Source organism: Faecalibacterium prausnitzii, from assembly GCF_003287495.1.
GTDB lineage: Bacteria > Bacillota > Clostridia > Oscillospirales > Ruminococcaceae > Faecalibacterium > Faecalibacterium prausnitzii_I.
Map to the genome: position 1 here is coordinate 75,345 of NZ_PRLE01000003.1, position 15,931 is coordinate 91,275.

General features: G+C 58.4%; 18 protein-coding genes. 2 read left to right on the forward strand and 16 right to left on the reverse strand.

Annotated elements, in window-relative coordinates; translation table 11 throughout:
* Window positions 1-25: 25 nt before the first annotated feature.
* From atpG to C4N22_RS06315, 15 genes are all read right to left on the reverse strand, one after another.
* A complete protein-coding gene (gene atpG, locus C4N22_RS06245; RefSeq protein WP_112148363.1) occupies window positions 26-874 on the reverse strand; it encodes an ATP synthase F1 subunit gamma in 849 nt (282 codons plus the stop codon).
* 20 nt (window positions 875-894) lie between these two features.
* Window positions 895-2,415, reverse strand: coding sequence for a F0F1 ATP synthase subunit alpha (gene atpA / locus C4N22_RS06250; protein ID WP_112115482.1), 1,521 nt, complete (start codon window positions 2,413-2,415; stop codon window positions 895-897).
* 220 nt (window positions 2,416-2,635) lie between these two features.
* Window positions 2,636-3,175 (reverse strand): ATP synthase F1 subunit delta, encoded by a 540-nt coding sequence (gene atpH, locus C4N22_RS06255; RefSeq protein WP_112115483.1) that lies wholly within the window; start codon window positions 3,173-3,175, stop codon window positions 2,636-2,638.
* Complete coding sequence (gene atpF / locus C4N22_RS06260) at window positions 3,172-3,678, reverse strand: F0F1 ATP synthase subunit B (protein WP_112115484.1); 507 nt, start codon at window positions 3,676-3,678, stop codon at window positions 3,172-3,174. The genes atpH and atpF overlap by 4 nt, the downstream gene beginning before the upstream one ends.
* A 41-nt stretch (window positions 3,679-3,719) precedes the next feature.
* Complete coding sequence (gene atpE, locus C4N22_RS06265) at window positions 3,720-4,001, reverse strand: ATP synthase F0 subunit C (protein WP_015564615.1); 282 nt, start codon at window positions 3,999-4,001, stop codon at window positions 3,720-3,722.
* 58 nt (window positions 4,002-4,059) lie between these two features.
* The gene (locus C4N22_RS06270) at window positions 4,060-4,803 is read right to left on the reverse strand and encodes a F0F1 ATP synthase subunit A (RefSeq protein WP_112115485.1); all 744 of its coding nucleotides are present in this window, start codon (window positions 4,801-4,803) and stop codon (window positions 4,060-4,062) included.
* A 3-nt stretch (window positions 4,804-4,806) separates the two neighbouring features.
* Window positions 4,807-5,307 (reverse strand): ATP synthase subunit I, encoded by a 501-nt coding sequence (locus C4N22_RS06275; RefSeq protein WP_112115486.1) that lies wholly within the window; start codon window positions 5,305-5,307, stop codon window positions 4,807-4,809.
* A gap of 25 nt (window positions 5,308-5,332) precedes the next feature.
* Window positions 5,333-5,593 (reverse strand): AtpZ/AtpI family protein, encoded by a 261-nt coding sequence (locus C4N22_RS06280; protein ID WP_242980971.1) that lies wholly within the window; start codon window positions 5,591-5,593, stop codon window positions 5,333-5,335.
* A 376-nt stretch (window positions 5,594-5,969) separates the two neighbouring features.
* Complete coding sequence (locus tag C4N22_RS06285; protein WP_112115488.1) at window positions 5,970-6,230, reverse strand: Txe/YoeB family addiction module toxin; 261 nt, start codon at window positions 6,228-6,230, stop codon at window positions 5,970-5,972.
* Window positions 6,230-6,481: a type II toxin-antitoxin system RelB/DinJ family antitoxin gene (locus tag C4N22_RS06290; protein WP_112115489.1), complete on the reverse strand. Its 252-nt coding sequence runs from the start codon at window positions 6,479-6,481 to the stop codon at window positions 6,230-6,232. The genes C4N22_RS06285 and C4N22_RS06290 overlap by 1 nt, the downstream gene beginning before the upstream one ends.
* A gap of 190 nt (window positions 6,482-6,671) precedes the next feature.
* Window positions 6,672-8,090, reverse strand: coding sequence for a glycogen synthase (locus tag C4N22_RS06295; RefSeq protein WP_112148365.1), 1,419 nt, complete (start codon window positions 8,088-8,090; stop codon window positions 6,672-6,674).
* A 163-nt stretch (window positions 8,091-8,253) separates the two neighbouring features.
* Window positions 8,254-9,381 (reverse strand): glucose-1-phosphate adenylyltransferase subunit GlgD, encoded by a 1,128-nt coding sequence (gene glgD / locus C4N22_RS06300; RefSeq protein WP_112115491.1) that lies wholly within the window; start codon window positions 9,379-9,381, stop codon window positions 8,254-8,256.
* The gene (locus C4N22_RS06305; protein ID WP_112115492.1) at window positions 9,375-10,568 is read right to left on the reverse strand and encodes a glucose-1-phosphate adenylyltransferase; all 1,194 of its coding nucleotides are present in this window, start codon (window positions 10,566-10,568) and stop codon (window positions 9,375-9,377) included. The genes glgD and C4N22_RS06305 overlap by 7 nt, the downstream gene beginning before the upstream one ends.
* Window positions 10,569-10,633: 65 nt before the next feature.
* Complete coding sequence (glgB, locus tag C4N22_RS06310) at window positions 10,634-12,823, reverse strand: 1,4-alpha-glucan branching protein GlgB (protein ID WP_112148366.1); 2,190 nt, start codon at window positions 12,821-12,823, stop codon at window positions 10,634-10,636.
* 282 nt (window positions 12,824-13,105) lie between these two features.
* Window positions 13,106-14,167: a 3D domain-containing protein gene (locus C4N22_RS06315; protein WP_242980972.1), complete on the reverse strand. Its 1,062-nt coding sequence runs from the start codon at window positions 14,165-14,167 to the stop codon at window positions 13,106-13,108.
* Window positions 14,168-14,822: 655 nt separating this feature from the next.
* Between C4N22_RS06315 and C4N22_RS06320 the strand changes: the two genes are divergently transcribed.
* Entirely contained in the window at window positions 14,823-15,239 is a 417-nt protein-coding gene (locus C4N22_RS06320; RefSeq protein ID WP_112148368.1) for a YcbK family protein, read from the forward strand.
* 57 nt (window positions 15,240-15,296) lie between these two features.
* On the forward strand, window positions 15,297-15,545 hold the full coding sequence (locus tag C4N22_RS06325; RefSeq protein ID WP_022256223.1) for a phage holin: 249 nt from the start codon (window positions 15,297-15,299) through the stop codon (window positions 15,543-15,545).
* Window positions 15,546-15,612: 67 nt separating this feature from the next.
* Here C4N22_RS06325 and C4N22_RS12875 read toward each other — a convergent pair whose 3' ends face one another.
* A complete protein-coding gene (locus C4N22_RS12875) occupies window positions 15,613-15,789 on the reverse strand; it encodes a hypothetical protein (protein ID WP_022256224.1) in 177 nt (58 codons plus the stop codon).
* Window positions 15,790-15,931 lie beyond the last annotated feature (142 nt).

The following is a 15,931-nucleotide window of genomic DNA, read 5'->3' on the forward strand; positions in this document are numbered from 1 at the left end:
ACTCCTTACTAAAAAATCAATAAACTCAATTCTCCGCGCCTGCCACGATCTCCGTGATCTCCTGGGTGATCGCAGCCTGACGGGCACGGTTGTAATACAGATTCAGATGGTCGATCATTTCCCCGGCGTTCTTGGTGGCGGCGTCCATGGCGGTGCGGCGGGCAGCCAGCTCACTGGCCACGCTCTCGCACACGGCACCGTAGACGATGCCGGCCACATACTCGGGGATGATGGCGCGGAATACTTCCTCGCTGCTGGGCTTGTACAAAATCTGGCTGCGGCGGGCCTCGGCTTTCTGCTCTTCCGTCGGCTCAATGGACAGCGGCAGCACCTCCAGCGTGGTGGCGGTCTGGGTCATCATGGAGTCAAACCGGGTGTAGCAGATCTTTACGGCGTCGTACTCGCCTTTCAAAAAGCCCTCGGTGATGCTGCGGGAGAGCTGGAAGCACTCGCCCACCGAGATATCGGCGGCCAGCAGTACCTCCTGGGTGAACAGCTCTGCCCCATGCTGGGCAAAGTGCTCCGCCGCCCGCTTCCCGATGGGCAGCACCGTCACCGGGCCCTCGTGGGCATCCGCCTGCTTGAAGATGTTGGCGTTATAGCCGCCCGCCAGGCCGCGGTCGCCTGCAATGACGATCAGCAGGGTGCGTTTGATCTCATCCCGCCGCAGGTAGGGATTGCGGGTCCGGGGGTCTGCCGCCGCGATCTTGGTCAGCGATGCGTACAGCGTTTCAAAATAGGGGCGGCTGTGCTCCACCCGCTCCTTGGCACGGCGCATTTTGGAGGAAGCCACCAGCTCCATGGCCTTGGTGATCTGCATGGTACTCTCTACGCTTTTGATGCGCAGCTTGATGTCCTTCATGGAACCTGCCATGCGTTATGCCTCCTTCCTGTTCAGTGCGCCTTGAGGAAGCTCTCCGTGTAGGCGGACAGAACGCTCTTGAGTGCCTGCTCGGCATCGGCGTCCAGTTTGCCCGTGGTGCGGATCGTTTCCATCACCGCAGCGCCGGAAGCGTCGGTGTCCAGATATTCGTACAGGCCTTTCTCATACTCGGCCACATCGGCCACTTTCACCTTGACCAGATAGTCGTGGATGGTGGCATACAGGATGGCCACCTGTTTTTCCACGGCCACGGGGGCGGAGCGGTTCTGCTTGAGCACTTCCACGATGCGCTCGCCCTGTGCCAGACGGGCCTTGGTATCGGCGTCCAGATCGGAACCGAACTGGGCGAACGACTGCAGCTCGCGGTACTGGGAGTAGATCAGCTTCAGGGTGCCGGCCACTTTCTTCATGGCCTTGATCTGGGCGTTGCCGCCGACACGGGACACCGAGATGCCGGGGTTGACGGCCGGCATGACGCCGGAGTGGAACAGCTCGGTCTCCAGGAAGATCTGGCCATCGGTGATGGAGATGACGTTGGTCGGGATGTAGGCCGACACGTCGCCCGCCTGGGTCTCGATGATGGGCAGAGCCGTCAGGCTGCCGCCGCCCAGCTCGTCGGAGAGCTTGGCCGCGCGCTCCAGCAGACGGGAGTGCAGATAGAAGACGTCGCCGGGGTAGGCCTCACGTCCCGGGGGACGGCGGATCAGCAGCGACAGGGCACGGTAGGCCACGGCGTGCTTGGACAGGTCATCGTAGATGATCAGGACATGCTTGCCCTGATGCATGAAGTACTCGCCCATGGCACAGCCGGAGTAGGGTGCGATATACTGCAGGGGCGACAGCTCCGAAGCCGTGGCGGAAACCACGATGGTGTAACCCATGGCTCCGGCCTCGGTCAGGCTCTGCACCAGGTTTGCCACGGTAGAGCGCTTCTGGCCGATGGCAACATAGATGCAGATGACGTCCTTGCCTTTCTGGTTGATGATGGTATCGGCGGCGATGGTGGTCTTGCCGGTCTGGCGGTCGCCGATGATGAGCTCACGCTGGCCGCGGCCAATGGGGATCATGGAGTCGATGGCCTTGATGCCCGTCTGCAAAGGCTCCTTGACGGGCTGGCGCTCGATGATGCCGGGCGCTTTGCTCTCAATGGCGCGGTACTCGGTGGTCTCAATGGGGCCCGCGCCGTCGATGGGCTGGCCCAGCGCGTTGACGACACGGCCGATCAGAGCTTCGCCCACCGGGACGGAGACGACCTTGCCCGTGCGCTTGACGGTGCTGCCTTCCTTGATGCCGACGTCGGAGCCCAGCAGCACGATGGAGACGGTATTCTCCTCCAGGTTCTGAGCCATGCCGTACTCGCCGTTGTCAAACTGGAGCAGCTCGCCCGCCATGCACTTTTCCAGACCACTGGCACGGGCGATGCCGTCGCCCACCAGGATGACCGTGCCCACCTCGCTCTGCTCAATGACATTCTCGTAATGCTTGATCTGAGCACGGATGATCTTAGAGATCTCTTCAGGTTTCAGTTGCATTGTTGTGTCTTCACCACTCAATTCTTTGGTATTTTCGTGGATAATCGGTCTTACTTTCTCCGTCTGCTGCATTTCACTTGATGACACTTTCCTTTACAGGCGGAAAGCTTGTCCTCTTTGCCAAGGGCTCCCCTGGTAGGAAAGACTCCCCCGGCCGGGGGAGGTGGCACGCAAGTGCCGAAAGGGGAACGGCTGGCGAGCGAATGCGAGACTGAGAGGTTTACAACGTTGCTGCCGCGATGTTCCGCCGCAGGGTGGCCAGCCGGTTCTGGACTGTGCCGTCCAGCTCGGTGCCCTCGATGTCCAGGCGGATGCCGCCCAGCACACTGGGGTCGATCTTGGTCGCCAGGTCGATCTTCTTCCCGGTGATCGTCTCCAGCTTCTGGCGCAGCTGCTCGGTCTGCGCGGCAGTCATGGCAATGGCCGTGATGGCCGTTGCTTCCAGAATGCCGTGCGCGGCGTTGTAGCGGATGCGGTAGGCCCGCGCGCAGCCCGGCAGCTCCCGCAGGGTGCCGTTCTCGCACAGGATCTTCAAAAAGTTCAGCACATAGAGGTGGACCTGCCCGCGAAACGCCTCGTCCAGCAGGGCGCAGCGCTCTTTCTTGGGGATGCTGGGGGTGCTGAGCAGCCGCAGGTACTCCGGGTCGTCCCGGATCAGCTTGGCTGCTTCGTCCAGCTCGTCCAGAATGCGGGTCTCAAGCCCCTCCTCCGCTGCCAGGTCGTACAGACTGCCGCCGTACATCCTTGCGATCTCGGTCATGATGCTTCACCCACATTTTTGATAAATTCGTCGATCAGGTCTTTGTGGTCTGCTTCGCGGATCTCGCGCTCCACGACCTTGGAGGCGATCTCCATGGCCATGCCGCCGATCTCGTCCTTGACCTCGTTGACGGCCTTTTTGCGCTCCTGCGCAATGTCGGCCTCCGCTTTCTGCTTGAGGGCAGCCGCCTGGGCCCGGGCCTCCCCCAGCAGCTCCTCGCTGCGGGCGGTGGCGGTCTTCTGGGCCGCTGCCACGATCTGGTTGGCCTCGGTGCGGGCGTTCTGCAGGTTCTGCTCATACTCAGCCTTCATGGCTTCGGCCTCGGTGCGGAGCTTCTGGGCATCCGCGATCTGGCTGTCCGCCTTGGCCTTGCGCTCGGCAATGACTTTTTTGACCGGGTTCAGCAGCAGCTTTTTAAAGATCACCAGCTGGATCATCAGGTTGCAGATCTGGGCGACGAACGTCCAGCCATCCAGCGTGATCAGTGCCTGATAAAGTTGCATAAGCTTCTCCCCTTTCTTCCGGTATTACAAGTAAGGGGCGCTTACTGCAGGTAGTTCATGAACATACCGGGAGCCAGGAAGATGAGCAGCAGGCCGGTGACGAAACCGTAAATACCGGTGGTCTCCGACAGTGCAACGCCCAGGATCAGGGTGCTGGTAACGTCGCTCTTGCACTCGGGCTGGCGGCCAACGGCCTCGCAGGCAGCAGCGGCAGCGTTGCCTTCGCCGATACCAGGGCCGATACCTGCGATCAGCGCGCAGCCCGCGCCGATGCCGCAGCCAGCCAGAGCGATACCACGAGCCAGGAATTGAAAGTCAGTCATAATCAGTGTCCTCCTAAAAATGATATTCTTGTTTTTAAGGGGTGCCGGGGCGGGAGACTTAGTCCTCGCCAGCGGCGCGTTTAATGAAGATGGTGGTCAGAGTGCAGAAAATAAATGCCTGGATGCAGCCGCCGAACCAGTCAAAGTACAGGCCCGTAAAGGCCGGGATACCGATCTGGAACAGCTGCAGCTGGCTCAGCACGCCGGGCAGCCAGCCAAAGATGACATGGCTCAGGCTTGCCAGTGCCCAGTACAGCAGGGTGGAGATGACGGTACCGGACAAAATGTTGCCGAAGTGACGGAACGCCATGCTGACGGGCGTTGAAATTTCCGAGAGCACATTGATGGGTGCCATGAGGAAGATGGGGTCCAGCAGGCCTTTGAGGTACGCCAGGATGCCGTTCGTCTTGATCTTGTAGTACATAATGAGAACGAAGACCACGATGGCCCAGGCGGCCTCGGTGTTGAGGTCAGCCGTGGGGCTCCACAGGCCCACCACGCTGATGAGGTTGCAGCCAATGCTCAAAGCAAAGATCGCGCCCACCAGCGGGATATACTGGTCAAAGTGGAGGCCCATGTTGTCGTGCACGAACTGGTCCAGCCGTTCCACGATAAACTCCGCGGCTGCCTGCCGCTTGGAGACGTTTTCCAGCTTGAGGTCGCGCCCCAGCCAGAATGCCAGGCCCGAAAGCAGCGCCATGACGATCCAGGTGCTCACGAGGGTCTGGGTGATCTTGAAATCGCCCAGGACCGGGATGTTGGTATGGATGGTATACAGGATCTTCGCGCCGTTCAATTCCATTTGTTACGTTTCACCCCCTTTGTCCGCGGGGTCTGCTGCCGGAGCCGCGGCGGGGGCCGGGTCATCTTCCACCGAGATGTCCACATGCTCCTGCTGCGTTTTCAGCGGCTTGTACTTGCCCGTTATTTGCAGGTAATAAATGGTGATCCGAGGGAAAAACAGCGGCAGGATGCTGGCAAAGGCCTGGAAGCAGGGGGCCGCGATGGCCACCACCACCCAGACAGCCTGCAGCAGCATCCGCCCGTTGTAGGAAAGCTGTAATTTTGCTTTGCGGCGTTTTTCGTCCTGCTCGTCGATGATCTTCTGCACCACAAGACAGATGCCTGCAAAGTTGCCGATGGCCACCAGCGCGCCAACGAGGCTGCCCAGGATGACCGAAGAATCGAACCGGGCCCAGCCCACCGTGTGCAGGGCCGCGAACACCACCCACATGGCGGCGGTGCAGATGGCCGTGCCCCCGGCAATGCGCCCGAGCTCTTTTTTGGATTCCGGTTCCAGTTTCATGGAAACGCCCTCCCCGTGTTGTAGTTTACAGGTGCGAGTTGAACCCGACGCGGCGGGGTTTGTCTTTCTGGGCCTGCTTGAGATGCTCTTTGGCGAACACCCAGAAATTTTGCGCCCCGGCAGCCAGCCCCAGCAAAATAGCCGGGATATAGACCCACATCGGCCAGCCCCAGTGGTTGACTGCCCACCAGCATCCGCCCAGGCAGAGCACCAGTGGCAGCAGCAGGTTGAGCCCCAATTGCGTCAGCCAGACGAGGTCTTCCAGCGTTTTGTAAAGGCCTTTCACTGCATCGGTTCCCCTCCCCTGTTGTAGGATATGCTCCCCGCCCACGGGCGGCGGCGCATGATGAAGATTTTTTTCACAAAGAATCTTTATCATCCATTATACTCAAAATGGCTGTGAAAGGCAATCAATTTTCCACTATTTTTTAGCAAAAGTCTATAATTGCCATGAAGTTCGTTATATCTAACCAAAAGTTTTTCAGAAACCATCCTGTTTCTTTACAGGAACTTTTATCATTTCGACAAAATTGTCCGGAAAAATTTTTCATTCGACTCTTGACAGCCAAAATGTCAACCATCAATCTGTGCAAAATGCAAAAAGCCCCGGCGGGCGGCTGCGGAATTGCAGCGCCCGCCGGGGACTCCCTGAGTGCTATTTTTCAATCATCGTAGTGGCCGCGGCAGGAAACGATTTCCAACAGACCGTCTCGGATACGGTACACCAGCCGGTTGGTATCGTCAATACGGCGGCTCCACAGTCCGGCTTCCCGGTACTTTAAGCCCTCCGGTTTACCGATGCCCGCAAATGGGTCACGCTCCACATCTTTGATAAGGGCATTGATCCGTTTCAGCGTCTTCTTATCCTGCGTCTGCCAGTAGAGATAGTCTTCCCACGCCTCCTCAAACCAGATCTTCCGCATCAGTCCACCTCGATCAGCTCATGCTCCACGCCTTTGCCAGCGTCCAGAGCTTCCACACCGCGCCGGATGTGCTCCATATTCGAGGCAGAATAAAACGGGTCTGCCGTCAGCTCAAAAGGAATGCGCTTTTCCCGCGCGCAGGCTTTAAGGAATACCGTAATAGCAGCATTCATACTCAGGCCAATATCGTTGAATGTCTGCTCTGCGCCGCGCTTCACGGCGTCGTCTACTCGTACACTGATCTGTGCCATATCCAGCACCTCCTATCTTTCACTTATAGTATATGCTACATGACAGCAAAATACAATGAATATAATATGAAATTGCTTTCATTTTCTATCTTATAAATTGCAAAAAGCCCCGGCGGGCGGCTGCGGAATTGCAGCGCCCGCCGGGGCGAAGAGAAGTCTTTGGTTTTGCTCTGGGATTCCGTGCAGATGCTTACCAGAGGTTTGCGGTCTCGTTGTAGAGGCCCTCATAGCTCTTGGCGGAGACATCCCAGCTGAAATCGCACTCCATGCAGTGGTGCACGAGGTTGTTCCAGTTCTCCTTGTCGTTGTAGGCATCCTGTGCGTGGCAGCAGGCCTCGTACAGCTCGTGGGCGCTGTAGCCCGCAAACGTGAAGCCATTGCCCTCGCCCATGGTGGAGTCGTGGATGGAGTCACGGAGGCCGCCGGTCTCGCGGATGATGGGAGGCGTGCCGTAACGGCAGGCGACCATCTGGGCCAGGCCGCAGGGCTCGCTCTTGGAGGGCATGATGAACGCGTCCGCGCCTGCATAGATCTCCTGCGACAGAGCCGGCTCAAAGCCGATGTAGGTGCCTACGCGGCCCGGGTGACGGGCGCACAGGTCCGAGAAGAAGCTCTCGTACTGGTTCTCGCCGCTGCCCAGGATGACCAGCTCGATGCCGCGGTCCACCAGACCATCCGCCACGCTCTGGACGAGGTCGAAGCCCTTCATGCCCACCATGCGGCTGACCATGGCAAAGACGGGGCTGCCGTCCTGATGGAGGCCGAACTTCTCCTGCAAGGCTTTCTTGCAGGCTGCCTTGCCCTCTCCAAAGTTGTCGATGCTGTAGTTGAACGGGATATAGGGGTCGGTGGCCGGGTTGTTGGCGTCCATGTCAATGCCGTTCAGGATCCCGCAGAGCTTATACTGCTTCTCCCGCAGCAGGGCATCCAGGCCGTAGCTGAACCACGGGTCCAGAATTTCCTGTGCATAGGTGGGGCTGACCGTGGTGATCTTATCAGCGGTCTCGATGGCGCCTTTCATGAAGTTGGCGCAGCCATCGTACTCCACGATGTGCTGGTCACGGCGGCCGATGCCGCAGGTATCTTCCAGAATCTCGGTGCCGTACTTGCCCTGATACGCAATGTTGTGGATGGTGAAGATGGTCTTGATGCGGTTGAACTTATCCAGATGGCGGTAGTACAGGTTCAGGTAGACGGGGACTAGAGCGGTCTGCCAGTCGTTGCAGTTGATGATGTCGGGGGTGAAGTCGATGTAGAACAGGGTCTCCAGCACCGCGCGGGAGAAGAACGCAAAGCGCTCACCGTCATCGTAGAAGCCGTACAGGCCGCGGCGCTTGAAGTAATACTCGTTGTCCAGGAAGTAGTAGGTCACGCCGTTGCGCACGGACTTGAACAGGCCGCAGTACTGGCTGCGCCAGCCCACCGGCACCGAGTAGTTGGTGACGTACTCCAGATCCTCGCGGTATTTCAGGTCGCCGTACAGGGGCATGATGACGCGGGCGTCCACGCCGTCCTTGACAAGGGCCTTGGGCAGGGAGCCTGCCACGTCCGCCAGACCGCCGGACTTTGCATAGGGAGTCGCTTCCGAAGCAGCGTACAGGATTTTCATAGGATCGCTCCTTTCTGAATCAGAACGGATGTATCAGAACACTGCACCGCCGGGACATCCTGCACACGGCGATACAAAAAGAGCGGGCGGGGGCACACAGGGCCCCCGCCCCTCTTAAAGAGGGGCTACCGGGGAGGGAGCCGCCCCTGTGAAAAATTGCAGATCAGACGATGTGGTTCTTCTGGACGTAGACGGGGAAGCTCTCGGTACCGGACAGCTTCTTGCCTGCGGTGATCTTGACATTCTTGTCGGTCACAACGCAATCCAGCTGGGCATCCACCTCCACAACGGTATCCTGCATCAGGACACAGTTCTTGACAACAGCGCCTTTCTTGACCCGGACGCCGCGGAACAGCACGCTGTTCTCCACAGTACCCTCGATGACACAGCCGTCGGCCAGGATGGAGCTCTCCACCCGGGAGCCGGTGACGTAGCGCACGGGGTTGTCGTCGCGGATCTTGGTGTAAACGGGGCTCTGCTTGGGGAAGAGGGCGTTCAGATTCTTCTCGTCGATGAGCTTGAGGTTCTCATCGAAGTAGCTCTTCATATCGCAGATATGAGCCACATAGCCGGTGTACTCCAGAGCGCGGATGTCCAGGATGTTGACGTTGTGGGCCAGGATATCGCGCTCAAAGTAGATCAGGCCGCGGGCAGTGGCGTCCTTGACCAGCTTGATGAGGGTCTCGCGCTCCAGAACATAGATGTTCAGGTCGAGGTTCTGCTTGCCGGGGCGGTAATCGTTGAACAGCAGCTCGGTCACACGGCCATCGGCATCGACGGTCAGGGTGTAGTTGTCGTTCTTGCGGCCCTCGGGGATCTCCACTTTCTGGTAGGCGACGGTCACATCGGCACCGCTGGCCTGATGGGCAGCCAGCAGAGCGTTGAAGTCATAGTTGACGGCAATGTTGGCGTCGCTCATGACGACATATTTTTCTTTCTGGTTCTCCAGGAAGTTGAGGATGGAGCCCAGAGCTTCCACACGGCCAGAGTAGATGCGCACGCCCTTTTCTGCAAAGGGAGGCACGATGTTCAGGCCGCCATGGCGGCGGGCCATATCCCACTCACGGCCGGTGCCCAGATGATCCATCAGGGAGTGGTAGTTCTTGCGCACCACGATGGAAACATTGGAGATGCCGCAGTTTGCCATGCTGGACAGGATAAAGTCCACCATGCGGTAACGGCCTGCAAAGGGGATCGAAGCCATGGCACGCTCGGTGACAAGCTCCGGTACGGTGTTATCATAGCTGTTGGGGAAAATGATACCCAACGCGTTGTTGTTCTGGCTCAGCATACTTCCTCGCCCTCCTTGACGGAATCAAATACTTTGGCGCCCTCTTTCACGGTAGCGCCTGCGCCAATGGTAAGGCCGGTACCTACATGCGCGATGGGGCCGTCGCCGCCGATCTTGGCGCCTGCGCCCACGGTGACATCCTCAGCCAGGATGCAGCGCTTGACCACGGCACCTGCCTTGACCACGACGCCATCCATCAGGACAGCATCCTCGACCGTTGCGCCCTCTTCCACCACGACACCGGCGCTCAGGACCGAGTGCTTGACGGTGCCGTAGATCTTGCAGCCCTCGGTGACGAGGGAGTCCTGCACCACGGCGCGGGGGCCGATCTTCTGTGCGGGCAGAACGGGGTTGCGGCTGTAGATCTTCCACTTCTTGTCGAAGATATCAATGCCGGAGTTCTCGGGGTCCAGGACCTCCATGTTGGCTTCCCACAGGCTGTCGATGGTGCCGACGTCGCGCCAGTAGCCTGCAAAGTGGTAAGCGTACATCTTGCGGCCGTCCCGCAGCAGGGCAGGGATGATGTTCATGCCGAAGTCGTTCTTGGAGTTGGGGTCCGCCTCGTCCTCTTCCAGATACTTCTTCAGGACATCCCAGTTGAAGATGTAGATGCCCATGGAAGCCAGGTTGGATTTGGGTACCGGGGGCTTCTCCTGGAACTCGGTGATGCGGTCATCCTCGTCGGCCACCATCAGGCCAAAACGGGAAGCCTCCTTCCAGTCCACTTCCATAACGGCCACAGAGAACTCCGCGCCTTTCTCTTTGTGGAAGCGGAGGAAATCGGCGTAATCCTGCTTGCAGATCTGGTCGCCGGACAGGATAATGACATACTCCGGGTCATAGTTGTCGATGAAGCTGATGTTCTGGTAGATGGCGTTTGCAGTGCCCTTGTACCAGTCGGTACCCTTGGCCTGCTCGTAGGGGGGCAGGGTGTGCACGCCGCCGTACAGACGATCCAGATCCCAGGGCTGGCCGTTGCCGATGTACTCGTTCAGCTTCTGGGGCTGGTACTGCGTTGCGATGCCAACGGTATCAATGTTGGAGTTGACGCAGTTGGACAGCGGGAAGTCCACGATGCGGTATTTGCCGCCAAAGGACACCGCCGGTTTTGCCGTTTTCTGTGTCAGCGCGTACAAGCGCGAGCCACGTCCGCCGGCAAGGATCATTGCCACGATTTCTTTTGCCATAGCTATATTCTCCCCTTTAAACATTTCCTTATATTTGGGTGGAAATGGTTCAACAATGTAAAAGCTTACTCCTTGGGCGCTGCCGCTTTTTTGGTGCGGGGCTTACGGGCGGGCTTTGCAGCGGGCTCTGCCTCGGCGGCGGTTTCGGCCTTGGGTTTGCGGCCACGTTTGGCCGGGGTCTTTTGTTCCGCAGCAGCTTCTGCCTTGGCCGTCTTTTTCACGGTCTTTTTGGGCTTTTCCTCCGCGGGCTTTGCAGCCTTGGCCTTGGTGGTGCGGGTGGTTTTCTTTGCGGTCGTCTTCTCTGCCTTTTCCGTGGCCTTGTCCTCCGCTTTCTTGCGGGGGGAGCGCTTTGCAGGCACCTCAAAATAGAGGGTGCTCATGGGCGGCAGGGTGATGGTGATGCTCTGCTCAAAGCCGTGCAGCGGCTTCTTCTTGGTGCGGACCGCCTTGTTGTGGACAGCACCGGAGCCGCCGAATTCCGCATCATCACTGTTCAGGATCTCTTTATAAGTACCGGAGACCGGGGCACCCAGCTTATAGCCCTCGCGCAGGACGGGGTTGAAGTTGCAGACCACCAGCACCTGCTTGCCGGCGGCATCCTTGCGCAGGAACGCCACCACGCTCTGCTGAGAGTCGTCCGGGACGATCCACTGGAAGCCCTCCCAGCTGTAATCGATCTGCCAGAACGCAGGCGTGTTCTTGTAGAACTTGTTCAGCGTCTTGACATAGTTCTGCAGCTCGGTGTGCTTATCGTAATCCAGCAGCATCCAGTCCAGCGGCTTTGTCTCGTTCCACTCGGTAAACTGACCGAACTCCTGGCCCATGAAGAGCAGCTTCTTGCCCGGGTGGGCCAGCATATAGCCGTAGAACGTGCGGAGGTTTGCAAACTTGGCCTCGTAATCGCCCGGCATCTTGTTGATGAGGCTGCCCTTGCCGTGCACGACTTCATCGTGGCTGATGGGCAGGACGAAATTCTCGCTGAACGCGTAGAAGAAGCTGAACGTGACCTTGTTGTGGTTGCCCGCACGGAAGAGCGGGTCGGTCTTCATGTAGCTGAGCATGTCGTTCATCCAGCCCATGTTCCACTTGAAGTTGAAGCCGAGGCCGCCATCCGAGGCAGGCTTGGTGACCAGCGGCCAGGCCGTGGACTCCTCGGCGATCATGTACTTGTGGGGGTGGCGGCCCAGCACGGTGCTGTTCAGCTTGCGCAGGAACGCGACGGCTTCCAGGTTTTCCTTGCCGCCGTCCTTGTTGGGCTCCCACTCGCCCTGCTTGCGGTTGTAATCCAGGTACAGCATAGATGCCACGGCGTCCACCCGCAGGCCGTCGATGTGGTACTGCTCCAGCCAGTACAGCGCGCTGGAGATCAGGAAGCTCTGCACCTCATTGCGGCCAAAATCGAACACCATGGTGCCCCACTCTTTATGCTCGCCGCGCTTGGGGTTGGGGTCCTCGTAGCAGGGCTCGCCGTCAAAGCGGTAGAGGCCGAACTGATCCTTGGGGAAGTGGGCAGGCACCCAGTCCATGATGACGCCGATGCCAGCCTGATGGAGCTTGTCCACAAAGGCCATCAGGTCTTTGGGGGTGCCGTAGCGGCTGGTGGGGGCAAAATAGCCCGTGACCTGGTAGCCCCAGCTGCCATCGAACGGATACTCCATGACGGGCAGCAGCTCCACATGGGTGTAGCCCATCTCGGTGATGTACGGGATGAGCTGGTCTGCCAGCTCCGAGTAGTTGTAAGGGACATTGCCCTCTTTGGTCTTCCAGCTGCCCGCGTGCATCTCGTAGATGTTCATGGGGCCGTTGATCACGTCGGCTTTCTTCTGGGCGGCCTGCCAGCTCTCGTCATGCCAGGCATAGCCGTTCAGGTCGTAGACCTTGCTGCCGTTGGACGGGCGGGTCTCGGCGTGGAACGCGTAGGGGTCGGCCTTATAAACCAGATCCCCCGCGCGGGTGGTGACGCAGTATTTGTACACGTCGTATTCTTTCATGCCCGGGATGAACAGCTCCCAGACAGAATCGCCGTCCACTTTGCGCATCGGGTGGCTTCCCGGTTTCCAGCTGTTAAAATCGCCCACCACGCTGATGGCCACGGCATGCGGTGCCCAGACGCGGAATACCACGCCCGTCTCCCCGGCCCGCTGCTCAATGTGCGCGCCAAAGTAGCGGTACGCTTCACAGTTATTGCCCTGCTTGAACAAATACACAGGCAGGTCCGATGGACTGCTGTGGATCTTTTCCTCAGTCGGTTTCATAAACGCTCCTCCCCGTATCGGCTGCCGGATGGCAGTCTGATACCTTTTACTCTATTATATTAAAAAATTATTTCCGATTTTGCAAGGCTTTTTCCATAAAATGTACCATAATCTTTTCCTTAATATTTTTCTTATATATACAAACTCGCCAATTTTAAACGAGAAATATCAGCAAACCTGACAGAAACCGGACAAAAAAGAAACATCCGTCCCTTTTTGTGCGGAAATTGCACAGAAAGAAACGGATGTTTTTTCTTAAAATTTACCAGCGCTGCCAGCGGCTCAGTTCACAACGTAAACATTGACCTGGATGGCGCCATTGATGACCGACTCGGCGTAGGTCTCATAGAACAGGTCCACAAGGATGTGGCCGTTCTGCAGGGCAATGCCGGTATCGGTGGCCACCGCGTAGCCGTAAACAAAGCTGCCATCGGTGGAGGTGATATACAGCAGGGTACCGTAAGGGATGACACTCGGGTCCACGGCCACGGTGCCATAGCCCAGGCCTAAGCCGGACGAGCCCTTGCCGCTCTTGGAATAATAGCCGGTGGCCTTGCCCGTAAGCACCTGGCTGTAGGAGGACGGCGGGTTGGTGGTGCCGTCCGGGCCGGTCAGGGGCGAAACGGGAGCGCCCGCGCCGTAGGTCTTGACCACATGGTTCGTGGGCTCCGCGGTGGTGGTCACATCCACCACCATGCTGTTCTCCAGCTCGCCGTCCACATAGCGCTCACGGGTGGTAACGGTCTGCTGGCCCTCCGAGCCATGCTGGAGGGTGGTGGTGCGGCCGGTGTTGCGGAAGTACAGGCTGGTGTAGACATACTCGGTATCGTAGGGGATGGTCTGGGTCTCCACCTTGTCCTGATAATCCACACGGTGCACCACGATCTTGCTGCCCACCGTGACCAGATCGTTGAGGGCAGGCTCCGTGTAGTCGTCGGCATCCAGCGTGATGCCCGCGCGCTCCAGCGCGTCGGCCACGGTGCCGACGGCCATCTTGACGGAATACTCCTGCCCGTCCGCCTGAATGCTGACAGCGAACGCGCGCTCAATGTTCAGGGAAGCAAGGTTGCCGCTGAACGCAGTGTAGTAGACGTTGTCGCCCTCCTCGGCCTCAATGCCGGAAAGGTTCATCACGCGGGCAGGGTCACTCTCAGCCGAGGTGAGGACCACCTGCCGCGCACCGTGGGAGTCGGTGACGTAAGTCAGGCGCAGATTCGCGGCGGTCACAGCCAGCGTGAACACAAGGCACGCCGCCATGACGCAGAACGCCAGCACACGGTGAGAGACTGCATGGCTGCAGTCCGTGATTGCTTTTTTAAATTTGACGGAAGCGATACGAGACAACTCCTCTCTTTTCATCATTTTGGTTTCGGGAGCCGGATGCAGGCATCCATTGCTCCACGCGCAGGCAGTACCCGCCTGTGCTCGGGCCGTCTTCGGACGGAATTTCACTTCATCTTTGTGAATTTTTATACGCTGCAACGTCTGTTGGTTCGTTGAGCGGGCATTATTTTAGCAGACTGAGCCCGATTTGTCAAATCCGCCGTCTGGACTTTGTTAGATACTTGACATAGTTCTTTGTGCAATTTGCACAGTGTTTTCCCGGAAATATATTATTTTAGAGCATTTCTTTCTGATTTTTGCGCAAAATAGTTGTCTTATTCGTTCATAATTTTTTAACATCTAAATTTGATTTTCCGGGAGTAAAATTGCAGTTTCAAAGCCCGTTTTCGTGACTGCAAACCGACCGCAAACGGCCAATTTCCGCACAAATTCGGCACTGATTTTTTGTAAAAATCAACGCCGAATTTCTTTTGAATTTCTCGCTGAAAATGGCGTTTAGCAAAATGCCGAAACGTAAAAACACGTAATAAAAAAATATGCACTTCCGCCTTGGCCGCCGCTCTGGTACAATCGGGCCAGCAACCCGGGAAGCACCGCCCTGCGGCCGCAGGCAAACCCCATGGGGAGACACATTATATAATAGAGAGGAGGCCCCATGGCCCTAAAAGCCTATTCCCTCGCCCGGGACGGAGCACTGCACCTGACCCCGCATTTCCGGGTGCGGGAGTTCGCCTGCCGGGATGGTTCCGACCCCATTTTTGTGGAGGAAGAACTGGCCGCCCTGCTGGAAGCCATCCGTCTGCATTTCGGGTGTCCGGTGGCCATTACCAGCGGGTTCCGCACCGCCGCCCACAACGCTTCGATCCCCGGCGCTTCGCCCCACAGCCAGCATCTGTACGGGCGGGCCGCTGATTTCCGGGTGGAGGGCGTCAGCGTGGCGGAAGCCGCCGCCTACGCTGAGACCCTGCTGCCCGGCAAAGGAGGCATCGGGCGCTACCCGCCCCGCAAAGGCCGCGCCTGCGGCTGGGTACATCTGGACACCCGCAGCACCAAAGCCCGCTGGACGGGCTGAGAGCGGCCCATCCAGCGATTTGAAATTTACCACCAAAATAAGAAAGGAGAGCCCTCTATGAAAAAGCCCTGCAAGATCTCTGCCTCTACCATGGCCCGCACCGCCGCGCTGGCGCTGGCCCTGACCAACCAGCTGCTGAGCTGTACCGGCCATTCCGTGCTGCCCATCGAGTCCGAACAGCTGGAGCAGCTGGTAAGCACCGGCATCACGGTGGCAGCGGCGCTGGTGAACTGGTGGGAGAACAACAGCTTCACCCCCGAAGCCATTGAGGCCGACCAGTACCTGACCCGTCTGAAGCAGAAATAACGGCACAAAAAAGCACCCCGAGGCTGATATTGCCCCGGGGTGCTGCTGCTTGCGCAGTAAAAAGAGCTTATTTCATTTCCCAAACGACATCTTCCGCAGCCACATGGTTTGCCTGTGCGGCATCGCGTGCATCGGCAGCCTTTGCAAAGCTGCCCGTGGTAACGGACATTGCCGCCAGCACCAGCATGGCCAGGGCGCAGCCCAGCAGCCGGATGGTCATTCCATTCACATTCCCGTTCATCATTTCCAAGCTCCTTTTCCTCAGGCCGCCCGGCGGACACCATTCCGCCCGGGTCAGCACCCATTTTCCTGGCTGCGAGCCCCCTCTATTGGCCCGCAGCGATCCCAGACACGAAAAAAGCCCAGAGTGAACACACTCCAGGCTC